Consider the following 25,534-nt stretch of genomic DNA (forward strand, 5'->3'; position numbering starts at 1 on the left):
TTTGCTTTCTGTAGATCAGGCTGCGTCGATGCGACGCCGGGCTGCCGGCTCCGCTTCACGTCGCTCGTGCAGCATCTCGGTGATAAGCTCTGATATCACGGGCTTGCCGAACAAATAGCCCTGCAGGCAGTCGCAGCCGAAGAGGCGCATGGCTATCGCCTGCTCCTCGGTCTCGATGCCTTCGGCCGTCACCGGAATGTCGAGCGAGCGGGCGAGCGCCACCGTCGCCTGCAGCATCTCGCGCTGGCGTTTGTCGTTGACGCCCATGACCAGCGAGCGGTCGATCTTGATGCGGTCGAAGCCGAACTGCCTGAGATAACCGATCGACGAGAAGCCGGAACCGAAATCGTCGAGCGCCACCTTGACCCCCAGCCCCTTCAGCCGTTCGATCGACTGGCGGGTGCGCTGCGGATTCTGAATCATGTAGCCTTCGGTGATCTCAAGCGTGATGCGGCCGGCCTCGATCTCCGTCTGTTTCAGTACGTAGCGCACATAGTCGGTAAAGGCAGGATTGCGGAACTGGCCGGGCGAGACGTTAACCGAGACGTTGAGTTCCGGCCATTGTTTGGCCGTCTCACAGGCCTTGCGCAGTACGAACAGACCGAGCGATTCGATGAGGCCGCTGGTCTCGGCGATCGGGATGAACAGCTCGGGCGAAACAGGGCCATGGCCCGGACGGTTCCAGCGCACCAGTGCTTCGACGCCGGTCATCGCATGCGTCGCCGCATCGATCAGCGGCTGGTAGGCCAGCGTCAGGTCGCCGCTTTCGATGGCGATCCGGAGATCGAGCTCCAGCGCGTTGCGCTGCTCTCGATCGGTGTCCATCGACGGATCGTAGAGGGTCATGCGCGCGCGGCCGGCTTCCTTCGCCTTGTACATGGCAAGGTCGGAACGGCGCACCAGCTCCTCACGCCCGATCGTCCCGGAAGGCGACATGGCAATGCCGATGCTTGCCCCGACGACAACGACACGGCGACCGATCTCCAGCGGCTCGACAAGAAAATCGAGAATCTGCTCGGCAAGCTGTAGTGCGGCGGCATTCTCACTGTCGGAGAGAAAGGCGATGGCAAATTCATCGCCGCCGATGCGGGCGAGAACGGCACCCTGCGGAATGAGCACAGCGAGCCCGGCCGCGACCGCACGGATCAACTGGTCGCCGGTGCCATGGCCATAGCTGTCATTGACTTCCTTGAAGCCATCGAGGTCGAGATAGAGGAGGAGCACGTTGCGCTTGGTCTGGCGTGCCTCGACGACAAAACGATCGACGGCCAGCCCGAGGCCATCACGATTGGAAAGCCCGCTCAGCCTGTCGCGCAGCGCCTCCTCGCGAGCGCTGTTTTCCTCCGCCTTCAGGCGGCGGCCGGCAAGCCAGCCGATGACCAGCAGCACGACGAAGAACAACCCGACGAGGCCGAGCGCCTGGATGACCATCGGCCGCACCTGTGCATAGCCGATATCGCCGGGTGAACGCGAGATCCAAACCAGCTTGCCGAGCGTTGCCCCCGTCGGATCGACGATCGGCACAAGATAGTCGGCCGCAAAACTCGGCGGCGCCAGCCTCAGCCCGCCGATGACATAGGTCTGGCCGAGAGCGGTCACCCTGTCGTCATCGAGATGGCGGGCGAAAACGAGATAGCGCTGCTGGCCGGCGGGCACATCCAGCGCACCGGACTTTTTCCGCACCAATGCCACACCGACGGCGGCAATGCCCCGCTTGGTGGTGACGAAACCGATCGCCTGAGGACGATCGGCCGGGCCGGCCGCCTTTACCGTGTCGAAGAGGGTCCAGAGCGAAGGCGCGAAGAAATCTGTGAGCGGCTCCTCCATCGGTTTGCCGTCGCGATAGGCCATGATCGCCTTCTTCTCGCCATCGATGACGATCGCCATGTCGAACAGCGAGCTGTTGACCGACATCTCGCCGTAGTTGCTCACCGTCCAGGCCATACCGTCGGCCGCGTAGACGTTGACGGCAGCGTCATCCCAGGCGGCGTAATCGTCGAGCGTCGCGCCGAGCTGATCCTCGAAGGTCTTCAATGCACCGACCGTCGTTTCGCGCGAGCGCTCGTCATCGAGAACATTGGAATTTTCGGCCACGCGTTCCAGCGCCGTCAGCACCATGATGGTGACGACGGCGACGATGACTGCGAAGGAGAAAAGCACGCCGGTGACGGTGATGTGACGGCCTATTCCCGATCCCTTGCTCTGCGACTTTCCGGCTGTCTGCATTACGACTCCCTGACCGTTGGACTTTGCCAGTCAAGGGTTCAAAAACGTTTAAGCAACCGCCTGTTGCAGGCCTCTCGCGATCTATTTTTCTGCCTGCCTCCGGTCGTCGCGAAAATGCTGGCAAGCAACGTCAGCTTGCCATGCCGGCCGGAAGTCCGCGCCCCCAGATGCTCGCGATAAGCGTCAGACAGGTGCCTCTCTCAAGTGCCCGCGAGGCAACTGCGCTAAACCGCCTTGTGATTGCCCTTCGGGAATTGCGCCGCGAGTTGGCGATACCACTTGCCGCTCTTCTTCACCGTGCGCAGCTGGGTTTCATAATCGACATGGACCAGGCCGAAGCGCATGCGGTAGCCTTCCGCCCATTCGAAATTATCCATCAGGCTCCAGGCGAAATAGCCGCGTAGGGGATAGCCGTCCTTGATGAGGCCGGCAACGATTTCGAGGTGATCTCCGACATAGTCGAGGCGCATCGTATCGTCGACCTCGCCGTCGATGACATCGGTGTTGTCGCAGGCGCCGTTCTCGGTGATGTAGCATTCCGGCAGTTCGTAGCGGCGGTAGAGATCCTCGATCGAGAGCTTCAGGCCCGGCGCATAGATTTCCCAGCCGATATCGGTCTTGACGTCGCTTGCCGGCGGCGCCTCCACCGTCCAGGGGAAATCGCCTTTGCGTTCGGCATCGTCGGTGACGCGTTCGGGCTTATAATAGTTCAGGCCCCACCAATCGAGTTTCTGGCTGATGAGCTTCAGGTCGCCATCCTCGATGACAGGCATGCGGTCGCCGAGCGCCGCGACGAATTCCTTCGGATATTCACCCTTGAAGACGGGATCGAAGAAAGCGCCGTTGTGGAACTGATGCGCCCGCTCGCCCGCGGCAAGGTCGGCCGGGCTGTCGGAGCCGGGAATGATCGAGGCGGCATTGAGCACGAGGCCGACCGGCACATTGGGCGCTTCCGAGCGGATCGCCTCGACGCCGAGGCCGTGGGCAAGGTTCATGTAATGCATGGCGTGAAGGGCAGCCTGCATGTTGCGCTCGCCCGGAGCATGGATGCCGTAGAGGTGGCTGAGCCAGACGATGCACCAGGGTTCGTTGAAGGTCGCGACCCGGTCGAGGCGATCGCCAAGGCGGTTCATCACCGTCTTGGCATAGCGCTGAAACGCATAGGCGGTCGAGCGCGCGGTCCACCCGCCCTCGCCGGCGAGCAACAGAGGCAGATCCCAGTGGTAGAGCGTCGCGAAGGTCTTGATACCGCGCGCCTTGCAGCCGTCGACCAGCCGGTCGTAGAAATCGAGGCCGGCCTCGTTCACCGGACCCGTGCCGTCCGGGATAATGCGCGGCCAGGCAATCGAGAACCGGTAGGCTTCGACACCCATCTCCTTGATGAGATCGAGGTCCTGTTCCAGGCGATTGTAGTGATCGCAGGCAACATCGCCGTTATCGCGATTATGGACGCGGCCAGGCATATTGCAGAAAGCATCCCAGATGGATGGCTTGCGGCCATCAGCTTTGCTGGCGCCTTCGATCTGGAAGGCAGCGGTGGCAACGCCGAAAATGAAGTCGCCGGGAAAGCGCTCCGCGAGTTTCTTCGGATCGATCATCTGGAAATCCTATCTCTCAGGTTGAGCCGTTTGCGCCGGATTTAGCCAAGCCTGAAGGCAAAGTACAGGCTGGCCGGAAGAAAAACTGCAACGTTGCAGGAGGAAAAACAGAACAGCTGCAGCGCCGCTCCCTCGCCGCGCTGCCGCCCTCATAACGGCAATGTCAGCAGTCGTGATTTGGCCGTTGAGACCGCGATCCTTACACGGGAAATGGCATCACAAATATGAAAGGGATCCAATGCTCTCTTCGGTCCATTCGCTGCAGCCTCATCTGCTGAGCCTGTTGCGCATTGTCTCGTCACTTGTACTTTTCAGCTATGGAACACAGAAGATCCTGCATTTTCCGGCTGCGGCAAGCGTGCCGCCCGCAGGCTCGCTGCCCTGGATTGCCGGCCTGCTCGAACTCACCTTCGGGTTCCTGGTGCTTGTCGGATTCCAGACCCGTATCGCCGCCTTCGTGCTCTCCGGCCTGATGGCCGTCGCCTATTTCATCGCACATGCATCGAAGGGCATCTACCCCGCCCAGAACGGCGGCGTCGCGGCGATCCTGTTCTGCTTCGTGTTTCTTTATCTGGTGGCGGCAGGTGCCGGACCGTTGAGCGTCGACAACCTGCTGAAGCGTGGCCGCACTGCTGCGGTCTGATCAAAATAAAACAAAACGCCGAGGCGACTCTACAGCGCCGCGCGTCTTTTCAGACGCGCAAAGGCGCTGTAGCGCTTAGAATTACTGCATAATTTTGTCCTTAAATCGATTCCGATTTAAGGAATTATGCAGTAGATCGCCTCGGCGTTTTTCATGGGGCAACCGAGATCGTTAAATTCAGACTTTGATCCAGGCGCCGTTCCTCTTCGAAGACGCGACGCAGGCTTCCACGAAGGCCACACCCTTCACGCCGTCATCGACTGTGGTATAGACCACCGCCTTGTCGACGGCCTTGCCCTTCTTGCGGGCGTTTATCGCATGCGCGGCTTCCGTATAGATCGTTGCAAAGGCTTCGAGATAACCTTCCGGATGCCCTGATGGCACGCGCGTGACACGGCCGGCAGCCGCGCCTGAACCGGCGCCGCCGCGGGTGATCAGCCGCTTCGGCTCGCCGAAAGGCGTGTACCACAAGTAGTTCGGGTCCTTCTGGGTCCATTCCAGCCCGCCCTTGGTGCCGTAGACACGCACCATCAGGCCGTTTTCATGGCCGGGCGCAACCTGGCTGCACCAGAGCATGCCCTTGGCCGGCTTCTCCGAACCCTTCGCCTTGAAGCGCAGCATGACATGCGCATTATCGTCCAGCCGGCGGCCGGGAACGAAGCTATCGAGATCGGCGGCGAGGCTGTCGAGCTCCAGGCCAGTGATGAAGGCGGCGAGATTATAGGCATGGGTGCCGATATCGCCGGTCGAGCCGCCGACGCCGGACTGCGCCGGATCGGTGCGCCAGGCAGCCTGTTTCTGGCCGGTTTGCTCGACCGCTTCCGTCAGCCAGTCTTGCGGATATTCGGCCTGGACGACGCGGATGTCGCCGAGTTCACCATTCGCGATCATCTCCCGCGCCTGGCGGACCATCGGATAGCCGGTGTAATTATGCGTCAGCACGAAGAGTGCCCCGCTCTCGTCGGCGATCTTCTTCAGCTTCTTCGCATCGGCAAGGTTGGATGTCAGCGGCTTGTCGCAGATGACATGAATGCCGCGCTTCAGGAATTCCTTGGCTGCATCGTAGTGAACATGGTTCGGCGTGACGATCGCCACCGCCTCGATGCCATTCTTCAGCTTCGCCTCGCGGATCGCCATCTCGCGATAGCTGGAATAGGTCCGCGACGGATCGAGGCCGAGGTCGCGGCCGGATGCGATCGCCTTTTCGGGCGAAGCCGACAGCGCGCCGGCGATGAGATCGTACTGATCGTCGATGCGGGCCGCGATACGGTGCACCGCGCCGATGAACGCGCCCGCGCCGCCGCCCACCATGCCGAGCCGGATGCGCGGCTCGCGTGTCTGTTCGGATGATGCTTCGATTGCCATTGATTCCTCCTCAATTTTTCTTCCCTTCTCCCCTGGGGGGTTCAAAGGACGGGTTGAGCCCCGTGGCTCAACCCCGGTCGGTGGCCCGAAGGGTCGGATGAGGGGGCTTCGCGGTAGATATGCCTTTCGCTTGTCGCTCAAGGCATTCGTCGCTATCGCTCCTCATCCCCCTCATCTGCCCTGACGGGCATCTTCTCCCCGCTGGGGAGAAGGGAATAGAAACCTAGAGCCCCAGCATCCGCCGGTTCGCCGCCTGGTCCGTGCCGCTGCCGGCGAAATCGTCGAAGGCTTTCTCGGTCACGCGGATGATATGGGCGGCAACGAATTCGGCGCCTTCGCGGGCGCCGTCCTCCGGATGCTTCAGCGCGCATTCCCATTCGACCACGGCCCAGCCATCGAAATTATTCGCCGTCATCTTCGAGAACACCGCGCCGAAATCGACCTGGCCGTCGCCAAGCGAACGGAACCGGCCGGCGCGTTCGACCCAGCCCTGATAGCCACCGTAGACGCCCTGGCGCCCGGTCGGATTGAACTCAGCATCCTTGACGTGGAACATCTTGATGCGGTCTTTGTAGATGTCGATGTTGTCGAGATAATCGAGGCACTGCAGGACGTAGTGCGAGGGATCGTAGAGCATGTTGGCGCGCGGATGGTTCTTCACCCGCTCCAGGAACATCTCGAAGGTGATGCCGTCATGCAGGTCCTCGCCCGGATGGATCTCGTAGCAGACGTCGATACCGTTCTCGTCCGCATGGTTGAGGATCGGCGTCCAGCGGCGGGCGAGTTCGTCGAAGGCAGTCTCGACCAGACCGGCAGGACGCTGCGGCCAGGGATAGATGAAGGGCCAGGCAAGCGCGCCGGAAAAGGTCGCATGCGCCTTGAGACCGAGGTTTTTGGATGCCGTCAGTGCCATCTTGACCTGCTCGACCGCCCATTCCTGACGCGCCTTCGGATTGCCGCGCACCTCCGGTGCAGCAAACCCGTCGAAGGCTTCGTCATAGGCCGGGTGAACGGCGACGAGCTGTCCTTGCAGATGAGTGGAGAGTTCGGTGATCTCGATGCCGTTTTCACGCGCCTTGCCGGCGAATTCGTCGCAATAATCCTTGGACGTGGCAGCCTTCTTCAGATCGATCAGCTGGCTGGCCCAGGTCGGCACCTGGACGCCCTTGTAACCGATGTCGGCCGCCCATTTGGTGATCGCGTCCCACGAGTTGAAAGGAGCAGTATCGCCCGCGAACTGGCCAAGGAAAAGGCCGGGGCCCTTGATCGTCTTCATGTCAGATTCCTCCCTGAATATCGGCCGTAAACGTTTCTGAAGTGTTGTAGCACGCAATTTGGCGGGAGCAAGGCGCCTCCTCGCCCTTGGCTCGTGATTTGGCGCGAAGCCAGATGCGATATGGCGGCGAGCTAATCATGATGGGCTTTGGCGGGCAAGAGGTACGTGCAGCATTTTCGGCCACCCGCTCTATTGGAAGCATAAAAAATGCGCCCATCCTTACGAATGGGCGCATGTCTCCAGTCGATGGATCAGAACGGAGAATCCGGGAAGTAGAAGTCCTTGGCATTGTCCTTGGTGACGAGCGTCGCGTCGAGGATGTAGCTGCCGTGAACCGGAACCTGATCATAAAGTGCCGCCGCCGTCAGTTCCATCGCTGTGCCGACCATTGCCGGCGGATAGAGGACGTCGACCGGGATCAGCTTATCGCCGTCCATGACCTTCTTGACCATGTCCTTGGAGCCGGCGCCGGCGACGACATACTTGATGTCGGTGCGCTTGGCCTGCTCGATCGCCTGCAGAACGCCGACGGCCATGTCGTCGTCCTGGCACCATACGACGTCGATCTTCTGATACTTGGTCAGGTAGTCCTGCATGACCTTGAAGGCATCGTCGCGGTTCCAGTTGCCGTACTGGCGGTCGAGAACCTTGACGTTCGAGCCGGCAATGCCCTTGTCGAAGCCGTCCTGGCGCTGCTGGTCGATCGGGATCGGCAGACCGCGGATGATGACCACTTCGGCGTCCGGAGTGGTGTCCTTGATGTACTTGCCGGCGACTTCGCCGAGAGCCGGGTTGTTGCCGGCGACATAGAGATCGCGCACGGAATTGTCGTTGTTGCTCGGCGCACGGTCGACGAGGGCGACGAACTTGCCCTTGCCCTTGACTTCCTTGATGGCGTTGACGAGCGGATCCGGATCCGACGGCAGGATGACGAGGGCGTCGATGCCCTGCGTATCGAGATCCTGCACGGCATTGGCCTGGCTTGCGGCGTCCGGCGAGGTCTTGACGATGACGTTGAGACCGGGATGTTCGGCCATCAGCAGCTTGGCGACGCGTTCGGCATGGAACACCACGCCCGATGTCCAACCGTGGTCGGCGGCCGGAATGGACACGCCGATCGTGAATTTCTTGTCCTGGGCGTGAGCGGCGCCGGCGAACGTCACCGCCGCAACCGTCAGGCCCAACATCAATTTACGCATGCTATTTCCTCCCAATAATTTCAGGGACTTTTCCATACGGGACCGGACGCCCTGTAAGCCCGATCAAGTCATGATTTGCGCACCAGCGAGCGCTGGACGAACATGGCGATGATGATGATCGCACCCTGGATGGCGCCGATCAGATACTCGCTGATGAAATTCGAAAGCAGCATGATGTTGCCGACCAGTTCGAGAATGAAGGCGCCGCAGATCGTGCCCCAGACCCTGCCCGCGCCGCCTTTGAGGGCCGTGCCGCCGACGACGACGGCCGTGATCGCCTGCAACTCCCATAGGATGCCCGTCGTCGCCGACGTCGAGCCGAGACGGGGAACATAGAGCAGCACGGCAATGGCGACGCACAATCCCTGGATGACGAAGGCGATCGTCCGCACACGGTTGACCGCGATACCGGAATAGCGGGCGACATCGCTGTTTGATCCAACCGCAACAACGTGGCGCCCGTAGCGGGTGCGATAGAGGATGAAGGCCGCAACCGCCGTCACTGCCAGGATCACCACGATCGGCACGGGTATGCCGGCGACATTGCCGAAATAAGCAGGGCGATAGAGCGTCTGGATATCGGCTGAGCGAAGCGTGATCGCACCGCCCTGCGACAGCCAGGTCGTCAGGCCGCGATAGATGCCCATCGTGCCGAGCGTCGCAATGAAGGGCTCGATCCTGCCGACCGTCGTGATCAGGCCGTTCGCCAGGCCGCAAAGCGCGCCGGCGACGATCGTGAAGACGGCGGCGACCGTCAGCATCAAAGCCGGGTTTTCGATGGCGCCCGAATTCATCAGCAGGATCATCAGGCTGGCGACGAAGGCCACCATCGAGCCGACAGACAAGTCGAGATCGCCTGCTGATATCACGAAGGTCGCACCGACCGCGATGATGGCGATGAAAGCGCTGCGCGTCGCGACATTGGCAAGGTTGGTGATGCCGATGAAATTGGGATTGACCAAGGCTCCGACGATCAGCAGCAGCGCCAGGGCGACGAAGGGAGCGACCGCACGCAGGTCGACATCCCGCCAGGATCGGCGCCGGATTTCCCTGGTCTCCTCGTTGACACTCATTTCCAAAATCAACCTCCCGTCCCATATTTTCTGGGCATTTTATCTGTCGTCCTGATCGGCAAAGCCCTGCTTCAGCCTTCAGGCGGCCGCCTTCCTCTTGAGCCCGGCGGCGTAACGCATGATCTCCTGCTCGGAAATCTCGTCTCCCTCGAGCACGCCGACGATACGCCCTTCGCGCATCACCGCCACTCTGGTGCAGAGGCCGATGACCTCCGGCATCTCCGAGGACACGACGATGATCGACCGGCCGTCCCGGGCGAGGGCCGAGATGAAATGATAGATCTGCTGCTTGGTGCCGACATCGATGCCGCGCGTCGGCTCGTCGATGATGATGATCTGAGGTTCGGTCTCCATGACCTTGGCGAGCAGCAGCTTCTGCTGGTTCCCCCCCGACATCCGGCCGGCGACGATATTGCCGTCACGAACCCTGATATCGAAGCGGCGCTTGGCCTTTGCCATCGCGGCCGCCTCGCTGCCCGGGCTGAGATAGCCGTGACGAGCGTGCCTTCCGAGCGATTGCAGTGTCAGATTGGTCACCATGCCGGAGCGCAGCAGCAGGCCTTTCGACTTGCGGTCCTTGGTCATGTAGGCGAGCCCGCAGCGATTGGCGGCATGGACGTCGCCGGAGGGAACAGTTTCCCCCTTGATGACCACCTCGCCCTCGAGACGGGTCCGCAACCCGGCGATCGCTTCCATCAGTTCGGTGCGGCCGGAGCCGATCATGCCGGAAAACCCGATGATCTCGCCCTTGCGCACCTCGAAGCTCGCATCCTTCACATAACCCGTTGATACCGAAGCGACCCTGAGGACGACCTCCTCGTCGACATCAGGCTCGACCTTGGCGGGATAGAGGCTGGAGAGTTCGCGGCCTACCATCAGCTGAGCGATCGATTCCCCGTCCAGAACCGACGTCGGCGAAGTCTTGATCCACTGGCCGTCGCGCAGCACCGTGACACGATCGGTCAACTCCATCACCTCGTCGAGCTTGTGGGACACGAAGACGAAGCTGGTCCCCTGGTCGCGAAGCTTGCGAACCTGTTTGAACAGCATATTGGTCTCTTCCCGCGACAGCACCGCGGTCGGCTCGTCCATGAACACCACCCGCGCATCGCGGCTGATCGCCTTGGCGATTTCGACCATCTGCTTGTCGGCGATGGAAAGCGTGCTGATCAGCGCATTCTCATCGACATGCGAACCGAGCACGTCGAGAACCTTGCGTGTCTCCGACCGCATATATTTACGGTCGAGCATGCCGAAATGCGTGACTTCGCGCCCGAGGAAGAGGCTCTCCGTCACGGTCAGATGTTCTGCGAGGTTGAATTCCTGGTGAATGATGACGATGCCGAGCGCCTCGGCGTCGCCGTTGGGCGGCAGGACGACGGGCTTGCCATCAAGCAGGATTTCGCCGGAACTGGGCTGCTCGAAACCCGACAATACCTTGACAAGCGTGGATTTGCCGGCGCCGTTTTCACCCATCAGCGCATGGATTTCGCCGGCGCGGAGATCGAAGTTCACGCTGAAAAGGACCTGCACTCCACTGAAGGATTTGCATATGCGCCTGGCGGACAGCACCACGGGTGCGGTGTCGGCGGTCTCCACGGTCATCTGGTCCTCCCCAAAGCGGCTCTCCGTCCACTCAGAAGCCTTATGTAAACCTTTACATACATCGTGTAAAGGTTTACATCGTTGATTTACACAGATCAGTTGAAGCCTGCCTTTGACCTCTCGACAAGTCTGTGTAGTGTCGCGGCGAAGACAGCCCAAGGCAGAGCTCAGTGTCGAATTCCACGCCCGCAACCATCGAAGACGTCGCCCGGATCGCCGAGGTCTCTATCGCGACGGTTTCCCGGGCAATCCACATGCCGGAGAAGGTCGCCAACTCCACCCGCCTCAAGGTCAACCAGGCGATCGCCATCACCGGCTATACCACCAATGCCATGGCGCGCAGCCTGAGGCTCGGCCGCTCCAATATGATCCTTGTCGTGGCGCCCGATATTGGCGATCCCAATTTCTCTAATATTCTCGTCGGGCTGGAGAACGAAGCGCGCGCGCACGGCTACGGCATCCTGATTGGCCACACCCAGAACGATGCCCAGCGCGGCCTGGAATATCTGAAATTCTTCAATTCCAACCAGGCGGCTGGATTGATCCTCTTCACCGGCATCCTGCCCTTCGGGCATCAGACGATGACCGCGCGGCTGCCGCCGAGCGTCGGCGTTTTCGAGCCCGTCTTCAACGGCGGCATTCCCTATGTCGGCGTCGACGATACCGAAGGCGCTCGGAAAGCGGTGGACCTGCTGCTGGCTGAAGGGCATCGCAAGATCGCCTTCATCGGCGATTCACGCACCCGGCTTGCCTATACGAGACGCCGCATGGGTTACGATGCCGGTCTCGATGCCGCAGGCATCCCGCCCGACACCAGGATCGTGCTGGAAGGTGACGGCACGATCGAAAGCGGGCGGCATGCGGTCGAACAGCTTTTCATGCGCGACACGCTTCCAACCGCCTTCATGTGCGTCAACGACCAGACGGCGATCGGCGTCATGGTCGGGCTCGGCGCACGAGGTTATGATATTCCGCGGGATTTCTCGGTGACCGGTTTCGACGACGTGCCGCAGGCCGTCTTCATATCCCCACCGCTGACCACGATCCGCCAGCCGAGAACGGCGATCGGCAAGCAGGCGATGGCGCTGCTGCTGGAACTTCTGTCCGATGGCCGGCCAACCGAAACGGAAATCCTGCTGCGGCCGGATCTGGTGGTTCGAAACTCCGTCTCGGCGCCGTCGCGCAGCTGGTCGAAACGTTGAACCCGTATCACTGAGCGCTTAAGGCGCATTTAGATCAGGATGATTTTAAGCCCGATCGGCCTAAAATCTGAATCCTGATCTAAATCAAAGAAGTAGAGCATGATGTCGTCCGAAAACCGCGCACACTTTTCGGCATCATGCTCTAGCCGGCAAATGCGCCGGCGACCAATGGCCGCCGGCGCGCTTTATCAAACGTAACGGTTGACGACGTTCTCCAGCAGTTCCTGCTTGCCGGATCTCGGCTGCGGGTTCACGTCGTGGCTCTCGACATAGTGGGTGATCTCATCCAGCGAATACTCGCCGCGGAAGAGCTTCTGCGCCTCGGCGGATTCCCAGCCGGCATACCGATCGGCGAGCGGCTGCGACAGAGCCTTGTCCTCGATCATCTTGGCAGCGGCCTTCAGGCCGCGGGCGCAGCAATCCATGCCGCCGATATGGCCGATCAGCAGATCCGCCGGGTCGAGAGACTGACGGCGCAGCTTCGAGTCGAAGTTGGTGCCGCCGGTCTTGAAGCCGCCGCCAGCCAGAACATGGTAATAAGCGAGCGCCATTTCGGGAACATTGTTCGGGAACTGGTCGGTATCCCAGCCGGACTGGTAGTCGTTGCGGTTCATGTCGATCGAGCCGAAGATGCCGAGCGCATTGGCAAGCGCCAGCTCGTGCTCGAAGGAGTGGCCGGCAAGGATCGCGTGGCCCTGCTCGATATTGAGCTTCACCTCGTTTTCAAGGCCGTGCTTCTTGAGGAAGCCATAGACGGTCGCAACGTCATAGTCATACTGGTGCTTGGTCGGCTCCTGCGGCTTCGGCTCGATCAGGATCGTGCCCTTGTAGCCGATCTTGTGCTTGTATTCGACGACGAGGTTGAGGAAGCGGCCGAGCTGGTCGAGCTCGCGGCCGATATCGGTGTTGAGCAGCGTCTCGTAACCTTCGCGGCCGCCCCAGAGCACGTAGTTTTCGCCGCCGAGCTTCTGCGTGGCATCGATGCAGGTCTTTACCGTCGCGGCTGCGAAAGCAAAGACATCGGGATCCGGATTGGTCGCAGCGCCCGACATATAGCGGCGGTGGGAGAAGAGGTTCGCCGTGCCCCAAAGCAGCTTGGTGCCGGTTGCGGCCTGCTTCTCGGCGAAATAATCGACGATCTCGTTGAGGTTTTTAGTGTTCTCGGCAAAAGTCTTGCCTTCCGGACGCACGTCGGCGTCATGGAAGCAATAGTAGGGCGAGCCGAGCAGCGAGAAGAATTCGAAGGCGACGTCGGCCTTGAGCTTGGCGGCCTTCATCGTGTCCTCGAACCAGGGACGCAGGAAGGTCTGCCCGCCGAAGGGATCGCCACCCGGCCAGGTGAAGGTGTGCCAATAGGCCACTGCAAAGCGCAGATGGTCTTCCATGCGCTTGCCCATGACGATCTCGTCCGGCTGGTAATGGCGGAAGGCCAGCGGATTGGTGCTGTCAGGGCCCTCGTATTTGACTTTCTGGATATCGCCGAAAAATCCGGTGCTCATTTTGGTTCTCCTTGGGTTCGTAATTCAGTCTATCGTTCGTGCCGTGCAGCCCCCTCATCCGACCCTTCGGGCCACCTTCTCCCCCAGGGGAGAAGGGGAATGAGGCGCCGCTGCGAACCTCTTCTCCCCTCGGGGGTCCGAAGGACGGGTTGAGACCCGTGGCTCGACCCCGGTCGGTTCCGGCAGGCGGATGAGGGGGCCGCTGGCTCCAGTTCTCAATGCGCCAGCGACTTGATCGCCGGGTAAAGCGCTCGGTAGCGCTTGTAGGCATCCTCATAAGCGCCGCTTAGCGCCGCCACAGGCTCGATCGTGCCTGCCGTCACCGGCGGCGTGCAGACGGCAATGGGATCTGCCCCCGTTGCTGCGATCAGGCCGAGGCGGGCTGCCCCGAAGGCCGCGCCGAAATCGCCGTCAGCCGGCAGGTCGACCGGAACGCCGAGCGCGGTCGCGATCGACGCCAGCCAGTAACGCGAGCGTGAACCGCCGCCGATCGCCGTGACCCGGGATATGCCGGTGCCGGCCGAACGCAGCGCTTCGAGATTGTCGCGAATGGCGAAGGCGACGCCTTCGAGCACCGCTTGTGTAAGAACGACACGGCTGCTTTCGTGTTCGAGGCCGATGAAGGCGCCACGGATGACGGCATCATTGTGCGGCGTGCGCTCGCCGGAGAGATAGGGCAGGAAAGTGACGCCGGTGGGCGCCTTCAGCGTCTCGCCGAGTTCGCCGGTGAGATCGGCGGCCGACTTGCCGGTTACACCAGAATGCCAGTTCAGCGCATCGGTGGCCGACAGGATGACGCCCATCTGGTGCCAGGTGTTCGGCAGCGCGTGGCAGAAGGCATGCACGGCGCTTTCCGGCTTCGGCAAATAGGAAGCGTTGGCAGCAAAAAGCACACCTGATGTGCCGAGCGAGACGAAGGCGGCGCCGTCGCTGACCGTGCCCATGCCGCAGGCCGAAGCCGCATTGTCGCCGGCACCGCCGGCAATGACGACATCGCCTGATATGCCCCATTGCGCCGCCAGTTCGGACCGCAGCTTGCCGGCCTGCTCGGTGCCTTCGACAAGCGCCGGCATCTGTTCCTCGGAAAGCTTGGTGGCGGCCAGCAGTTCCGACGACCAGGCACGCTTGCCGGTGTTGAGCCAGGAGGTGCCGGCCGAATCCGACATTTCAGAGATATAGTCGCCGGTCAGCCAGAGACGCAGATAGTCCTTCGGCAACAGCACCTTGGCGATCTTGCCGAAGACATCGGGCTCATGTTTTGCGACCCAGGCGAGCTTCGGTGCCGTGAAACCGGGAAAGACGATATTGCCGGTCAGCGCGCGAAAGCGCGGATCGGCATCGAGTGCCGCGGCCTCGACGTAGCTGCGGGTGTCGTTCCAAAGGATGCAGGGGCGCAGCACCTTATCAGTGGCATCGATGAGCGTTGCGCCATGCATCTGGCCGGAAAGGCCGATGCCCTTGACCGCCGCCAACTCCTTCGGATGTTTTGCCTTGAGGCCGGCGACAGCCTCTTCCGTGGCGCGTACCCAGTGGGCCGGCTCCTGTTCCGACCAGCCGGAATGCGGACGCGAGACGTCGAGCGAACCATTGGCAGAGCCGATGATCTTCTGATCACCGTCGATCAGCATCGCCTTGACGCCGGAGGTTCCGAGATCGAGACCCAGATACATGTGGTATTTCTCCCTTTGCCGTTACGGCAGATTGTCTTTCAGGAATATGTCGAGGCGGATGCGCTCCTGCGCTTCGATGACGGCAAGCCCGTCCGCCTTGGCTTTCAGTACGCGGATCGCGCTGCGCACCTCATGGCCGGCATCCTGGTTGAGGATCGCATCGATCGTATTGTCGATCAGTGCTGCGCGCGTATGGGCGGTCAACTCGTGGGCAATGACAGTCAGTACGCGATCGACGGCCTTCTCCTTCAGCGCCCGGATCAGGCCGCGATTGCCGGCGCCGAGGCTGTAGACGCCGATGATGTCGGCATTCCCGAGCGCGTCGGCAACAAGCCTGTGGGCGACCTCCGGGTCGTCGCGGCCTTCGAGAACCGGCAGGATCGCAAGATCCGGAAATTCCTCGGCCATGACAGCGGTGAAGCCCTCCAGCCGCTCGCGATGGTCGCGCACCAGCATGGAACCGGCGAGCACGGCTATTTCGCCCTTTCGCGGCCCGAGGAATTGTCCGAGCAGGCGGGCGGCTGTGCGGCCGGCTGCGATATTGTCGACGCCGGCATAGTGATGGCGCAGCGACCCCGTGAGATCGGAAACCAGGGTGACGACGGGAAAGCGCTCGCGCACCAGCCTGTCGACGGCGGCGCGCACGTCAGGCGCATCGGTCGCAACCAGCGCAATGCCGCAGGGCTTTTCCCGGGAAAGCCCTTCAAGCACGGCGACGAGGGCGGCGGGATCGAAGGCCGGCACCTCGATGGTGCGGATATCGGTACGCTCGGCCGACGAGCGGAGGATCGCCTGACGGATTTCGGCATTGAGCCCGTGCATGAAGGAATTATCGCTGGCCGGAAGGATGAAGACCAGCGGATAGGTGCGCCCCTTGGCAAGATTGGCGGCGGCGACGTCTCTGACATAACCGAGTTCGCGGATCGCGGTCTCGACCTTTTCCCGCGTGACGTGGCGCACACCGGGCCGCTGGTTGAGAACCCGGTCGACAGTCGCGAGACTGACACCGGCGGCAGCGGCGATATCGTGAACGGTTGGCCTCATCATTCCTCCTGACGAGACCATTAGCGCCAATTTTGATGTACGTAAATCAAAAAATCTGACAGGCCGGTTTCCACGTCGGTTTTCCGACCCGGCCCACAGTCATCCGCCTGATGCCACAGCGGCCGGAAGACGGCAACAAAAAGGCCCTCCGAAGAGGGCCTTTTCAAGGGGCGGCAGGCCGGAGGTCAGTGGCCGCCACCGCCTCCCCCGCCTTGCGGCGCGGGTTTCTTGATCATGGCGACACCGAGGATCATCGCGAGGAAAAGCGCGGTCAGGATCAGGAACACGTCGCTGAAGGAAAGGATGATCGCCTGTTTGGTGGCAAGCCCGACCATCTGCTTGATCGCAACCGAGGCGCCATCCATGCCATAGGTGTTGAAATTGGCGGCCATGTTGTTCATCTGGTCGATCGCCGCCGGGTTGCCCCAATCCATATTCTCCCGCAGCCGCTCATAATGCACGTCCTGCCGGTTGGTGAGCACGGTATTGATGACGGCAAGGCCGACGGCGCCGCCGAGGTTTCGGGTCAGGTTGAACAGGCCGGACGCGCCGCGGATGCGCGAGGGCGGCATCGTGCCGAGCGCGATGTTGTTGATCGGCACCATGCACATCATCAGCCCGAAGCCGCGCAGGATCTGCGGGATGAAGAGTTCGTAGAAATCCCAATCCGCCGTCAGATGCATCATGATGAAGGTGCCGGCGGCGAAGCTGACGAAGCCGATCACCATCATCAACCGCAGGTCCATCTTGGTCGACAGCCGCCCAGCGATCGGCGCGGTGAAGAACATCGCCAGCCCGGAGACGAACATCGTCTCGCCGATCATCAATGAATCATAGCCGCGGATGCGCCCGAGATAAACAGGATAGATATAGGTGAGGCCATAAAGGCCGATGCCCATGACGAAGGAAAACACCGAGCCGAAGGAGAAATTCCGGTTCGAAAAGGCCTTGAGGTCGACGACCGGGAAATCCACCGTGAAGGCGCGATAGAAAAAGACGATGGCCGCAACGCCGGAGGCAACCGCTGCGATGGCGATCGAGCTGTCGTTGAACCAGTCGTTCGAATTGCCCTCTTCGAGCACATATTCCAGCGCGCCGAGGAAGACGCCCATCGAGATCAGACCCCACCAGTCGAACTTCTTGAAGAGCGACAGTTCCGGCTTGTCGAAATCGATGAAGTTCCAGGTGACGATGGTGACGATGATACCGGGAACGATGTTGACGAGGAACAGCCAGTGCCAGGAAAAGGCATGGCTGAGATAACCGCCGACGGTCGGGCCGATGGTCGGCGCCAGCGTCGCGATCAGGCCGATGATCGGCGAGACGATGCTACGCTTCGACGGCGGGAAGATGGTGAAGGCGGCCGCGAAGACCGACGGAATCATGCCGCCGCCGATGAAGCCCTGGATGACGCGGTAAACGATCATCTGATCGATATTGGTGGCCGTCGCCGCCAGCGCGCTCGCCATGGTGAAGCCGGCAGCCGAGATTGCGAAGAGATAACGCGTCGAGATGATGCGCGCCAACGTGCCCGAAAGTGGGATCATGATCACTTCGGCGATCAGATAGGCCGTCTGCACCCAGCCGACCTCGTCGCTGCCTGCAGAAAGGCCGGCCTGGATTTCGGCAAGAGAAGCCGAGACGATCTGGATGTCGAGGATCGACATGAACATGCCGAGCACCATCGCGAAGAAGGCGATAAGCTTCTTCGGATCCATGCGTTCGTCGGCATGGGCGGGTGCCGCCGGAATCGTCCCCGCTGTTGCTGTCGCGCTCCCGGCCATCAGACCACCTCCGCCTTTCCTGAAGGCTTACTTGCTCGGCGCCGTACGGGTGTCGACGTCGACGACGACGCTCAGGCCCGCGCGCAGCCGCCCGCTGTCGAGCGCTTCCTGCGGCAGCGCGATGCGCACAGGCACGCGCTGGATCACCTTGGTGAAATTGCCCGTGGCGTTTTCCGGCGGCAGCATCGAAAAGACCGAGCCGGAAGCCGGTGAGATCGATTCGACGGTGCCCACGATCGGATGATCGCTATAGGCATCGACCTGGACGTTGACCTTCGAGCCCGGCACCAGATGCTGGATCTGCGTTTCCTTGAAATTGGCGTCGATGTAGAGCTGGCGCACCGGAACGAGTGCCATCAGGCGCTGGCCGGGAGAGACGAGGTCGCCTTCCTGGACGGAGCGGTTGCCGACAATGCCGTCATAAGGCGCCTTGAGCACGGTGAAGGAAAGGTCGCGAACGGCCTTGTCGCGTGAGATTTCCAGCGAACGGACCGAGCCTTCGGCTTCCTTGCGCTGGGCCTGGAGAATGGTGATGTTGGCCTGTGCAGCGGTGATGTTGGCATCGCCGCCGGCAAGATTGGCCTTGGCCTGGTCGAGGGCGATATTGGCGTTGTCGAGATCGGCGGCGGTGCCGACCGACTTCGCCTGAAGGTCGCTCTGGCGCTTCTGAGTAATCTCGGCACCGCGAACGGCCGCTTCGAGTGCCACCTTCTGCGCCTGCGCCTGCACCAGGCTCGCATTCGCGCCTTCGATCTGCGCGTCGATACGCTGCAGCGAAAGCTGTTCGGTGACGATCTGGGCCTGGGCCAAATCGAGGGCGTTCTGATAGTCGCCGTTATCAAGCGTGGCAAGCACGTCGCCCGCTTTGACTTCCTGGTTGGCGACAACGTTCACCTTCGCGACGTAGCCCGTGACCTTCGGCGAAATCGTTGCGATATCGCCTTCGATATAGGCGTCGTCGGTCGACACCATGAAGCGGCCGTTCGTCCACCATTCGTAACCATACCAGCCGCCGCCTGCGAGAAGGGCAAGCACGACGATCGGCAGCACCGGGCTGCGGCGCTTCTTCGCAGCCGCGGGTGCGGCGGCGACCGAAGCCGGCGCCGACTGCGCGGGAGCAGAGGGAAGTTCGCGGGCTTCTGCCGTCGGGGCTTCTACGGCCGCGACATCCGCCTTTACCTCTTCGGTCTCGGCGTTTTCGCTGACGATCCGCGCGACGTTGCTCTTCTGGTTGCTCGACATAGCCACTTTACCGATCTGGAGTAAATAATCGAACTGAACGGTTCGGTTCAGTTGACTTAAACCTGTTTTATCGTCATATCAAGATGTATAGAACCAATCGGTTCGATTTCTTTTAAAGAAAAAGCGAAACCGTCAACACGGTTAAGAGGACATGACGCTGAAACCCGACCACGCCGCCGTATTCAGTCCTCCCGCTGCCGGAGGCCGATTTGCCGCAGGCGAAGATCCGGCCAAGCGCCAGCAGATCCTCGCCGGCGCCAAGCGCGTTTTCATGAAGATGGGTTTCGACGCCGCCAGCATGAACGACGTGACGCGTGAGGCCGGCGTCTCCAAGGGAACGCTCTACGTCTATTTCACCAACAAGGAAGAGCTGTTTTCGGCGATGATCGAGACCGAGCGCGCCGCCTTCGTGGCGGCCGTGCGCACGGCGCTTGCCGAACATGACGATCCCGAAGCCGGCCTGTACGAATTCGGGATAAGCTTCGTCACCCATATGACCGATGAAAAGGTCATCAGCGCGATGCGCACCGTTCTCGGCGTTCGCGACCGCATGCCGGTGCTCTGTCAACGCTTCTTCAAGGGTCCGGAAAACCTGCGCACCATCATGCGCGACTTCCTGGAACGCCACATCGCCGAAGGCAGGTTTGAGATCGACGACATCGATCTGGCCGCCGGCCAGTTCCTCGATCTCGCCAGCGGTAGTTTCTTCAAGCTCCGCCTGTTCGGAAGCATGGAAGAGCCGCCGTCCCGTGACGAAATCGAGCGCGTCATCCGCGGCGCGATCCGGGTCTTCATGGCCGCCTATGGCGCGCGCCGGCACGAGACCGCCTGACCGCATCCTTGACTGCCGCGTTCCGTCGGCCAAAATCCCGCAATAGCGATCAAATCCGGCTGCCGACTTTTCTTTAAGGAAGAGTCGCAACACTGCATAATTCCTTAAATCGGAATCGATTTAAGGATAAAATTATGCAGCACTTCAAAGTGTTACAGCGTCCTTTGCGCGCCTGGAAAAGACGCGCGGCGCTGTAGGAGAATAAGGATGAGCGCTGTCGGACGGGCGATCTGGTTCATCGAGAGCCATTTCGAAAGCGATATATCGCTGGAAGAGATATCGGAAGCAGCCGGATTGTCGCGCTACCATCTGTCGCGCGTCTTCGGGCTCGTCACCGGCTACTCGATCAGCGGCTATATAAGAGGGCGGCGCCTCAGCCGCGCCGTGCCCACACTGGTCGGCAGCTCATCCACCATTCTCGAGGTTGCGCTTTGCGCGGGCTACGGCTCGCACGAGGCCTTCACCCGTGCCTTCCGCGACCAGTTCGGCATGACGCCGGATGCGGTGCGCAGACAGGGGCACGCCTGTAACCTTGTCTTGCTGGAGCCGATCAGAATGGACCCCGCCCACCTCAACGACCTCGAACCGCCCCGTTTCGAAACCCTCCAACCGATGCTGTTTGCCGGCCTGCAGGAGATCTACCCCTATGGCGGCAATGCCGCCATCCCCTCTCTCTGGCAGAAATTCAATGCCCATTTCGGACATATCTCCGGTCAGAAAGGCAATGTCGCCTACGGCATCTGTACGCATATCGACGGAGAAGCGGAGAAATTCCGCTATATGGCCGCGGTCGAGATCTCCGATGCGGGTGATCTGCCGGCGGATTTTGCAACGCTCAAGCTTCCAGGCCAGCGCTACGTCGTCTTTGCCCATCGCGGCCACGTCTCCGGCATTCCGGCGACGATGAACCGCATTTTTGGCGCATGGTGGCCGACCTCGGGCCTAGAGCACAGCGAGACACCCGACATGTTCGAACGCTACGACGAGCGCTTCGACCCCTATACCGGCATGGGCGTCACCGAAATCTGGTTGCCGATCAGAGCATAATGCCGAAAAGTGCGAGCGGTTTTCGGACGACATCATGCTCTAACTCTTTAATCAAGATTCAATTTTAAGGCCGACCCGGCCTTAAATCCTGTTCCAGGGAATAAAAGTCACATCGGTTTCGTATACCCCCTTGCGGCGCTTGCCTGGCAGGCCGGCGACATTACATTGCGAGCGTCATTACTCATGTGGCGCAAAAGGGATATATGCTGATGCAGGAAATCATGACGCTCATTCAGGATCCGGCCGCCTGGGTGGCGCTCATCACGCTGGTGGTGATGGAAGTCGTTCTCGGGATCGACAACCTGATCTTCATTTCCATTCTCACCAACAAACTGCCGCCCGAGCACCGCGAGAAGGCCCGCAAGATCGGCATCGGTCTTGCGCTCGTCATGCGTCTCGCCCTGCTCGGCACCATCGCCTGGATCGTGCAGCTGACCGAACCGCTGTTTGAAGCCTTCGGCCACGGTTTCTCCTGGAAGGATCTGATCCTGATTGCCGGCGGTCTGTTCCTCGTCTGGAAGGCCACCAAGGAAATCCACCACAGCGTCGATCCGGAAGATCACGGCGAGGACTTCATCGCAAGTTCGGCCACGACAGGCTTTGCATCGGCCATCGGCCAGATCCTTCTGCTCGACCTCGTCTTCTCCGTCGACAGCATCATCACCGCCGTCGGCATGACGCCACATCTGCCGATCATGGTGGTCGCCGTCGTCGCCGCAGTCACCGTCATGCTTGTCGCCGCGACCCCGCTTGCCAACTTCATCGAGAGGAACCCGACGATCGTCATGCTGGCGCTCGCCTTCCTGCTGATGATCGGTACGACGCTGATCGCCGAAGGCATGGGCTTCCATGTGCCGAAGGGCTACGTCTACGCCGCCATGGCCTTCTCGGCGCTGGTCGAGGTGCTGAACATGTTCGCGCGCAACGCCCGCAAGCGAAAACGCGACGCCGCGCATTGAGGCTTGGGCAGGAGGGCGCGGCGGAACCGGCGCGCCCTCACGCATTGCCATCAGGCCGTTCCTGGCGTGTTTTTCTTGACGCGCCCGGTTGAATATGGCCTAAGGCCAGCCGAACGGACGATCGGCGGATAGTGCGGGCTTATGCCCTTTTTCCGGCCGGTTTGCCGATGAAGCTATCTGCATCCTTCCGGCCGTACGTCGCTTTCCCATGAAAGCCGTCCGGCATTCATTGACGGGCACACACAATGACAGTTTCCGGGACAGCCACCGGCGTCCGCGTCCGCATCGCTCCCTCGCCGACCGGCGAGCCGCATGTCGGCACCGCTTACATCGCTCTTTTCAACTACCTTTTCGCCAAGAAGCATGGCGGCGAGTTCATCCTGCGCATCGAGGATACCGATGCGACACGCTCGACCCCGGAATTCGAAACGAAGGTGTTGGACGCGCTGAAATGGTGCGGGCTGGAATGGAAGGAAGGCCCTGATATCGGCGGCCCCTACGGCCCCTATCGCCAGTCCGACCGCAAGGAAATGTACCAGCCTTACGGGCAGGAATTGCTGGATAAGGGCCATGCCTTCCGCTGTTTCTGCACACCCGCGCGGCTGGAGCAGATGCGCGAAACCCAGCGCGCCGCCGGCAAGCCGCCGAAGTACGATGGTCTCTGCCTCAACCTCACGGCCGAGGAAGTCACCTCGCGCATTGCCGCCGGCGAGACGACCGTCATCCGCATGAAGATTCCTGCCGAAGGCTCATGCGACTTCACCGACGGCGTCTACGGCGATGTCTCCATTCCGTGGGATTCGGTCGACATGCAGGTGCTCGTCAAGGCCGACGGCATGCCGACCTATCACATGGCCAACGTCATCGACGACCATCTGATGAAGATCACCCATGTGGCGCGCGGCGAGGAATGGCTGGCTTCGGTGCCGAAGCACATCCTGCTTTATCGCTATTTCGACTGGGATCAGCCGGTCTTCATGCATCTGTCGCTGATGCGCAATGCCGACAAGTCGAAGCTGTCGAAGCGCAAGAACCCGACCTCGATCTCCTATTACTCCGCGCTCGGCTATATCCCGGAAGCGCTGATGAACTTCCTCGGCCTGTTCTTCATCCAGATCGCCGAGGGCGAAGAGCTCCTTGGTATGGACGAGCTCTCCGAGAAGTTCGACCCGGCAAACCTCTCCAAGGCCGGTGCGATCTTCGACATTCAGAAGCTCGACTGGCTGAACGGCCGCTGGATCCGCGAGAAGCTCTCCGAGGAGGAATTCCAGGCGCGTGTGCTGACTTGGGCGATGGAAAACGACCGCCTGAAGGAAGGTCTGCGCCTGTCGCAGACACGCATTTCCAAGCTCGGTGAGTTGCCCGATCTTGCCGGCTTCCTGCTGAAGTCCGATCTCGGCCTGCAGCCTTCCGACTTCGCCAAGATCAAGTCGCCGCCGGAAGAGATCCTGGAGATCCTCAACACCGTTCAGCCGGATCTCGAAAAGATCCTGGAATGGAATGTCGAGACGATCGAGGCGGAGCTGCGCGCGATCGCCGACCGCATGGGCAAGAAGCTGAAGGTCGTGGTCTCGCCGCTCTTCGTCGCCGTGTCCGGCTCGTCGCGCTCGCTGCCGCTCTTCGATTCCATGGCGATCCTCGGCCGGTCCGTTGTGCGTCAGCGCCTGAAGCTCGCCTCGCAGGCGGTCGCCGCCCTCGTCGGCTCGAAGTAAGAACAGTCAGAGGATTTCGACAATGGCTGACAACAAGACCGAAAACACCCTTTCCTCCGACGCGACGGAAGTGCGCACCCAGAAGCTGAAGCTGCTGCGCGAGCAGATCGGCGAGGTCTATCCGGCGCATTTCCACCGCACGATGACCAATGCCGAGCTCATCGCGAAATATGAGAACCTGGAATCTGACGTCGAGACGCAGGATGTCGTCATCGTCGCCGGCCGCGTCTACTCGTCGCGCAACTCCGGCATGTTCATGGACATCCACGATGCCGGCGGCAAGATCCAGATTTTCAGTCACAAGGACACGACCCCGGAAGAAGCCCGCGCCCTGCTGCCGATGATCGACATCGGCGACATCATCGGCGTCACCGGCATCGTGCGCCGCACCAAGCGCGGCGAGCTGACGATCAACGCGCAGACAATCACCATGCTGACGAAGTCGCTGCTGCCGATGCCGGAAAAGTGGCACGGCCTCTCCGACATCGAGTTGCGCTATCGCAAGCGCCATCTCGACATCATGACCAACGAGGATTCGAAGCTCCGCTTCCAGCAGCGCTCGAAGATCCTCTCCGGCATCCGCCGCTTCATGGAAAATGACGGCTTCATGGAAGTCGAGACGCCGATGCTGCATTCGGTCTATGGCGGCGCCACCGCCGAGCCGTTCAAGACGCATCACAACACGCTCAAACTCGACATGTACCTGCGCATCGCACCGGAACTGTTCCTCAAGCGCACGCTGGTCTCGGGGCTGACCGACAAGGTGTTCGAGATCAACCGGAACTTCCGCAACGAAGGAGTCTCCACCCGGCACAATCCCGAATTCACCATGATGGAGTGTTACTGGGCCTATGCCGATTATGAGGACATCATGGACCTCGTCGAGCGGCTGTTCGAGAGCTTGGCACTCTCCATTCACGGTGCGACGGAATTCCCCTTCGGCGACAAGACCATGTCCTTCAAGGGTCCGTTCAAGCGCGTCCCGATGCCCGACGCCGTCAAGGAAGCGACCGGCATCGACTTCCTCGCCATCAAGACCGATGAAGAGGCGCGCGCCGCCGCCAAGGCTGCCGGCTTTGCGGTCGAGAAGGATTGGACTTGGGGCGAATGCCTCGCCTTCATCTTCGAGGAAAAGGTCGAATCCACGCTGATCCAGCCGTCGCATGTCACGCATTTCCCGAAGGACATTTCGCCCTTCGCCAAGGAAGTGCCGGGCGAGCCGCGCCTGGTCGAGCGCTTCGAGACCTATTGCAACGCCTGGGAACTCGGCAACGCCTTCTCGGAGCTGAACGATCCCGAGGAGCAGCGCCGCCGCATGGTCGAGCAGCTCGAACAGGCGCATGCCCGCGGCGAAAAGGAAAAGCAGTTGGATGAGGAATTCCTCGACGCCATCGACCAGGGCATGCCGCCGGCAGGTGGCCTCGGCATCGGCGTCGACCGTCTCATCATGCTTCTGACCAACGCGCCGTCGATCCGCGACGTCATCCTCTTCCCGGCCCGCCGCAACAAAGCCGACTGAGAACCACATTCCTTAAAATGAAGAAACGGAGCGCCCGAA

The 25,534-nt window shown here is 61.2% G+C and carries 19 protein-coding genes; 7 read left to right on the forward strand and 12 right to left on the reverse strand.

What is annotated here, in order from left to right; all coding sequences use genetic code 11:
- Positions 1–15: 15 nt before the first annotated feature.
- Together AC25BC_RS18725 and AC25BC_RS18730 are read right to left on the reverse strand one after the other, a co-directional pair.
- Entirely contained in the window at positions 16–2,226 is a 2,211-nt protein-coding gene (locus AC25BC_RS18725) for a putative bifunctional diguanylate cyclase/phosphodiesterase (RefSeq protein ID WP_012759025.1), read from the reverse strand.
- 224 nt (positions 2,227–2,450) lie between these two features.
- Positions 2,451–3,824, reverse strand: coding sequence for a GH1 family beta-glucosidase (locus AC25BC_RS18730; protein WP_012759026.1), 1,374 nt, complete (start codon positions 3,822–3,824; stop codon positions 2,451–2,453).
- Between the two features lie 238 nt (positions 3,825–4,062).
- Here AC25BC_RS18730 and AC25BC_RS18735 point away from each other — a divergent pair, with 238 nt between their 5' ends.
- Complete coding sequence (locus AC25BC_RS18735; protein WP_012759027.1) at positions 4,063–4,467, forward strand: DoxX family protein; 405 nt, start codon at positions 4,063–4,065, stop codon at positions 4,465–4,467.
- Between the two features lie 177 nt (positions 4,468–4,644).
- Here the strand turns inward: AC25BC_RS18735 and AC25BC_RS18740 are convergent, their stop codons facing one another.
- The 5 genes from AC25BC_RS18740 to AC25BC_RS18760 form a co-directional block, all read right to left on the reverse strand.
- Positions 4,645–5,832, reverse strand: a complete 1,188-nt coding sequence (locus tag AC25BC_RS18740; RefSeq protein ID WP_128438547.1) for a Gfo/Idh/MocA family protein — start codon at positions 5,830–5,832, stop codon at positions 4,645–4,647.
- A 223-nt stretch (positions 5,833–6,055) separates the two neighbouring features.
- Positions 6,056–7,108, reverse strand: coding sequence for a sugar phosphate isomerase/epimerase family protein (locus AC25BC_RS18745; RefSeq protein ID WP_012759029.1), 1,053 nt, complete (start codon positions 7,106–7,108; stop codon positions 6,056–6,058).
- A 251-nt stretch (positions 7,109–7,359) separates the two neighbouring features.
- Complete coding sequence (locus AC25BC_RS18750) at positions 7,360–8,307, reverse strand: substrate-binding domain-containing protein (protein WP_012759030.1); 948 nt, start codon at positions 8,305–8,307, stop codon at positions 7,360–7,362.
- Positions 8,308–8,375: 68 nt separating this feature from the next.
- Positions 8,376–9,380 (reverse strand): ABC transporter permease, encoded by a 1,005-nt coding sequence (locus AC25BC_RS18755; RefSeq protein WP_003552935.1) that lies wholly within the window; start codon positions 9,378–9,380, stop codon positions 8,376–8,378.
- Between the two features lie 78 nt (positions 9,381–9,458).
- Positions 9,459–10,985, reverse strand: a complete 1,527-nt coding sequence (locus AC25BC_RS18760; protein WP_012759031.1) for a sugar ABC transporter ATP-binding protein — start codon at positions 10,983–10,985, stop codon at positions 9,459–9,461.
- A 170-nt stretch (positions 10,986–11,155) separates the two neighbouring features.
- Here AC25BC_RS18760 and AC25BC_RS18765 point away from each other — a divergent pair, with 170 nt between their 5' ends.
- Positions 11,156–12,187, forward strand: coding sequence for a LacI family DNA-binding transcriptional regulator (locus AC25BC_RS18765; protein ID WP_012759032.1), 1,032 nt, complete (start codon positions 11,156–11,158; stop codon positions 12,185–12,187).
- A gap of 188 nt (positions 12,188–12,375) precedes the next feature.
- Here AC25BC_RS18765 and xylA read toward each other — a convergent pair whose 3' ends face one another.
- The 5 genes from xylA to AC25BC_RS18790 all read right to left on the reverse strand — a co-directional run bounded on the left by xylA (position 12,376) and on the right by AC25BC_RS18790 (position 19,426).
- Complete coding sequence (xylA, locus tag AC25BC_RS18770; RefSeq protein ID WP_003552938.1) at positions 12,376–13,686, reverse strand: xylose isomerase; 1,311 nt, start codon at positions 13,684–13,686, stop codon at positions 12,376–12,378.
- A 215-nt stretch (positions 13,687–13,901) separates the two neighbouring features.
- Positions 13,902–15,356: a xylulokinase gene (xylB, locus tag AC25BC_RS18775; protein WP_012759033.1), complete on the reverse strand. Its 1,455-nt coding sequence runs from the start codon at positions 15,354–15,356 to the stop codon at positions 13,902–13,904.
- Positions 15,357–15,377: 21 nt separating this feature from the next.
- Positions 15,378–16,400, reverse strand: a complete 1,023-nt coding sequence (locus AC25BC_RS18780) for a LacI family DNA-binding transcriptional regulator (RefSeq protein ID WP_487778561.1) — start codon at positions 16,398–16,400, stop codon at positions 15,378–15,380.
- Positions 16,401–16,585: 185 nt separating this feature from the next.
- The gene (locus AC25BC_RS18785) at positions 16,586–18,184 is read right to left on the reverse strand and encodes a DHA2 family efflux MFS transporter permease subunit (protein ID WP_012759035.1); all 1,599 of its coding nucleotides are present in this window, start codon (positions 18,182–18,184) and stop codon (positions 16,586–16,588) included.
- 27 nt (positions 18,185–18,211) lie between these two features.
- Complete coding sequence (locus AC25BC_RS18790) at positions 18,212–19,426, reverse strand: HlyD family secretion protein (protein ID WP_012759036.1); 1,215 nt, start codon at positions 19,424–19,426, stop codon at positions 18,212–18,214.
- A gap of 151 nt (positions 19,427–19,577) precedes the next feature.
- On the opposite strand from AC25BC_RS18790, the gene AC25BC_RS18795 reads away from it, so the two are divergent.
- The 5 genes from AC25BC_RS18795 to lysS all read left to right on the forward strand — a co-directional run bounded on the left by AC25BC_RS18795 (position 19,578) and on the right by lysS (position 25,495).
- A complete protein-coding gene (locus tag AC25BC_RS18795; RefSeq protein ID WP_012759037.1) occupies positions 19,578–20,258 on the forward strand; it encodes a TetR/AcrR family transcriptional regulator in 681 nt (226 codons plus the stop codon).
- A gap of 207 nt (positions 20,259–20,465) precedes the next feature.
- Entirely contained in the window at positions 20,466–21,305 is an 840-nt protein-coding gene (locus AC25BC_RS18800; protein WP_012759038.1) for an AraC family transcriptional regulator, read from the forward strand.
- Between the two features lie 209 nt (positions 21,306–21,514).
- Positions 21,515–22,264, forward strand: coding sequence for a TerC family protein (locus tag AC25BC_RS18805; RefSeq protein ID WP_018072717.1), 750 nt, complete (start codon positions 21,515–21,517; stop codon positions 22,262–22,264).
- Positions 22,265–22,509: 245 nt separating this feature from the next.
- Complete coding sequence (gene gltX / locus AC25BC_RS18810) at positions 22,510–23,976, forward strand: glutamate--tRNA ligase (protein WP_012759040.1); 1,467 nt, start codon at positions 22,510–22,512, stop codon at positions 23,974–23,976.
- 22 nt (positions 23,977–23,998) lie between these two features.
- Positions 23,999–25,495, forward strand: a complete 1,497-nt coding sequence (gene lysS, locus AC25BC_RS18815) for a lysine--tRNA ligase (RefSeq protein ID WP_012759041.1) — start codon at positions 23,999–24,001, stop codon at positions 25,493–25,495.
- The last annotated feature ends 39 nt before the right edge of the window (positions 25,496–25,534 follow it).

Source organism: Rhizobium sp. WSM409, from assembly GCF_057653825.1.

Bases quoted from the DNA above. Each gene is read 5' to 3' on its own strand.
- AC25BC_RS18805 (WP_018072717.1), top strand. From the start codon at position 21,515: ATGCAGGAAATCATGACGCTCATTCAGGATCCGGCCGCCTGGGTGGCG.
- xylA (WP_003552938.1), bottom strand. From the start codon at position 13,686: ATGAGCACCGGATTTTTCGGCGATATCCAGAAAGTCAAATACGAGGGC.
- AC25BC_RS18795 (WP_012759037.1), top strand. From the start codon at position 19,578: ATGACGCTGAAACCCGACCACGCCGCCGTATTCAGTCCTCCCGCTGCC.
- AC25BC_RS18725 (WP_012759025.1), bottom strand. From the start codon at position 2,226: ATGCAGACAGCCGGAAAGTCGCAGAGCAAGGGATCGGGAATAGGCCGT.
- AC25BC_RS18750 (WP_012759030.1), bottom strand. From the start codon at position 8,307: ATGCGTAAATTGATGTTGGGCCTGACGGTTGCGGCGGTGACGTTCGCC.
- AC25BC_RS18740 (WP_128438547.1), bottom strand. From the start codon at position 5,832: ATGGCAATCGAAGCATCATCCGAACAGACACGCGAGCCGCGCATCCGG.
- AC25BC_RS18800 (WP_012759038.1), top strand. From the start codon at position 20,466: ATGAGCGCTGTCGGACGGGCGATCTGGTTCATCGAGAGCCATTTCGAA.
- gltX (WP_012759040.1), top strand. From the start codon at position 22,510: ATGACAGTTTCCGGGACAGCCACCGGCGTCCGCGTCCGCATCGCTCCC.
- AC25BC_RS18755 (WP_003552935.1), bottom strand. From the start codon at position 9,380: ATGAGTGTCAACGAGGAGACCAGGGAAATCCGGCGCCGATCCTGGCGG.
- lysS (WP_012759041.1), top strand. From the start codon at position 23,999: ATGGCTGACAACAAGACCGAAAACACCCTTTCCTCCGACGCGACGGAA.
- AC25BC_RS18760 (WP_012759031.1), bottom strand. From the start codon at position 10,985: ATGACCGTGGAGACCGCCGACACCGCACCCGTGGTGCTGTCCGCCAGG.
- AC25BC_RS18780 (WP_487778561.1), bottom strand. From the start codon at position 16,400: ATGAGGCCAACCGTTCACGATATCGCCGCTGCCGCCGGTGTCAGTCTC.
- AC25BC_RS18745 (WP_012759029.1), bottom strand. From the start codon at position 7,108: ATGAAGACGATCAAGGGCCCCGGCCTTTTCCTTGGCCAGTTCGCGGGC.
- xylB (WP_012759033.1), bottom strand. From the start codon at position 15,356: ATGTATCTGGGTCTCGATCTCGGAACCTCCGGCGTCAAGGCGATGCTG.
- AC25BC_RS18735 (WP_012759027.1), top strand. From the start codon at position 4,063: ATGCTCTCTTCGGTCCATTCGCTGCAGCCTCATCTGCTGAGCCTGTTG.
- AC25BC_RS18730 (WP_012759026.1), bottom strand. From the start codon at position 3,824: ATGATCGATCCGAAGAAACTCGCGGAGCGCTTTCCCGGCGACTTCATT.
- AC25BC_RS18790 (WP_012759036.1), bottom strand. From the start codon at position 19,426: ATGTCGAGCAACCAGAAGAGCAACGTCGCGCGGATCGTCAGCGAAAAC.
- AC25BC_RS18785 (WP_012759035.1), bottom strand. From the start codon at position 18,184: ATGGCCGGGAGCGCGACAGCAACAGCGGGGACGATTCCGGCGGCACCC.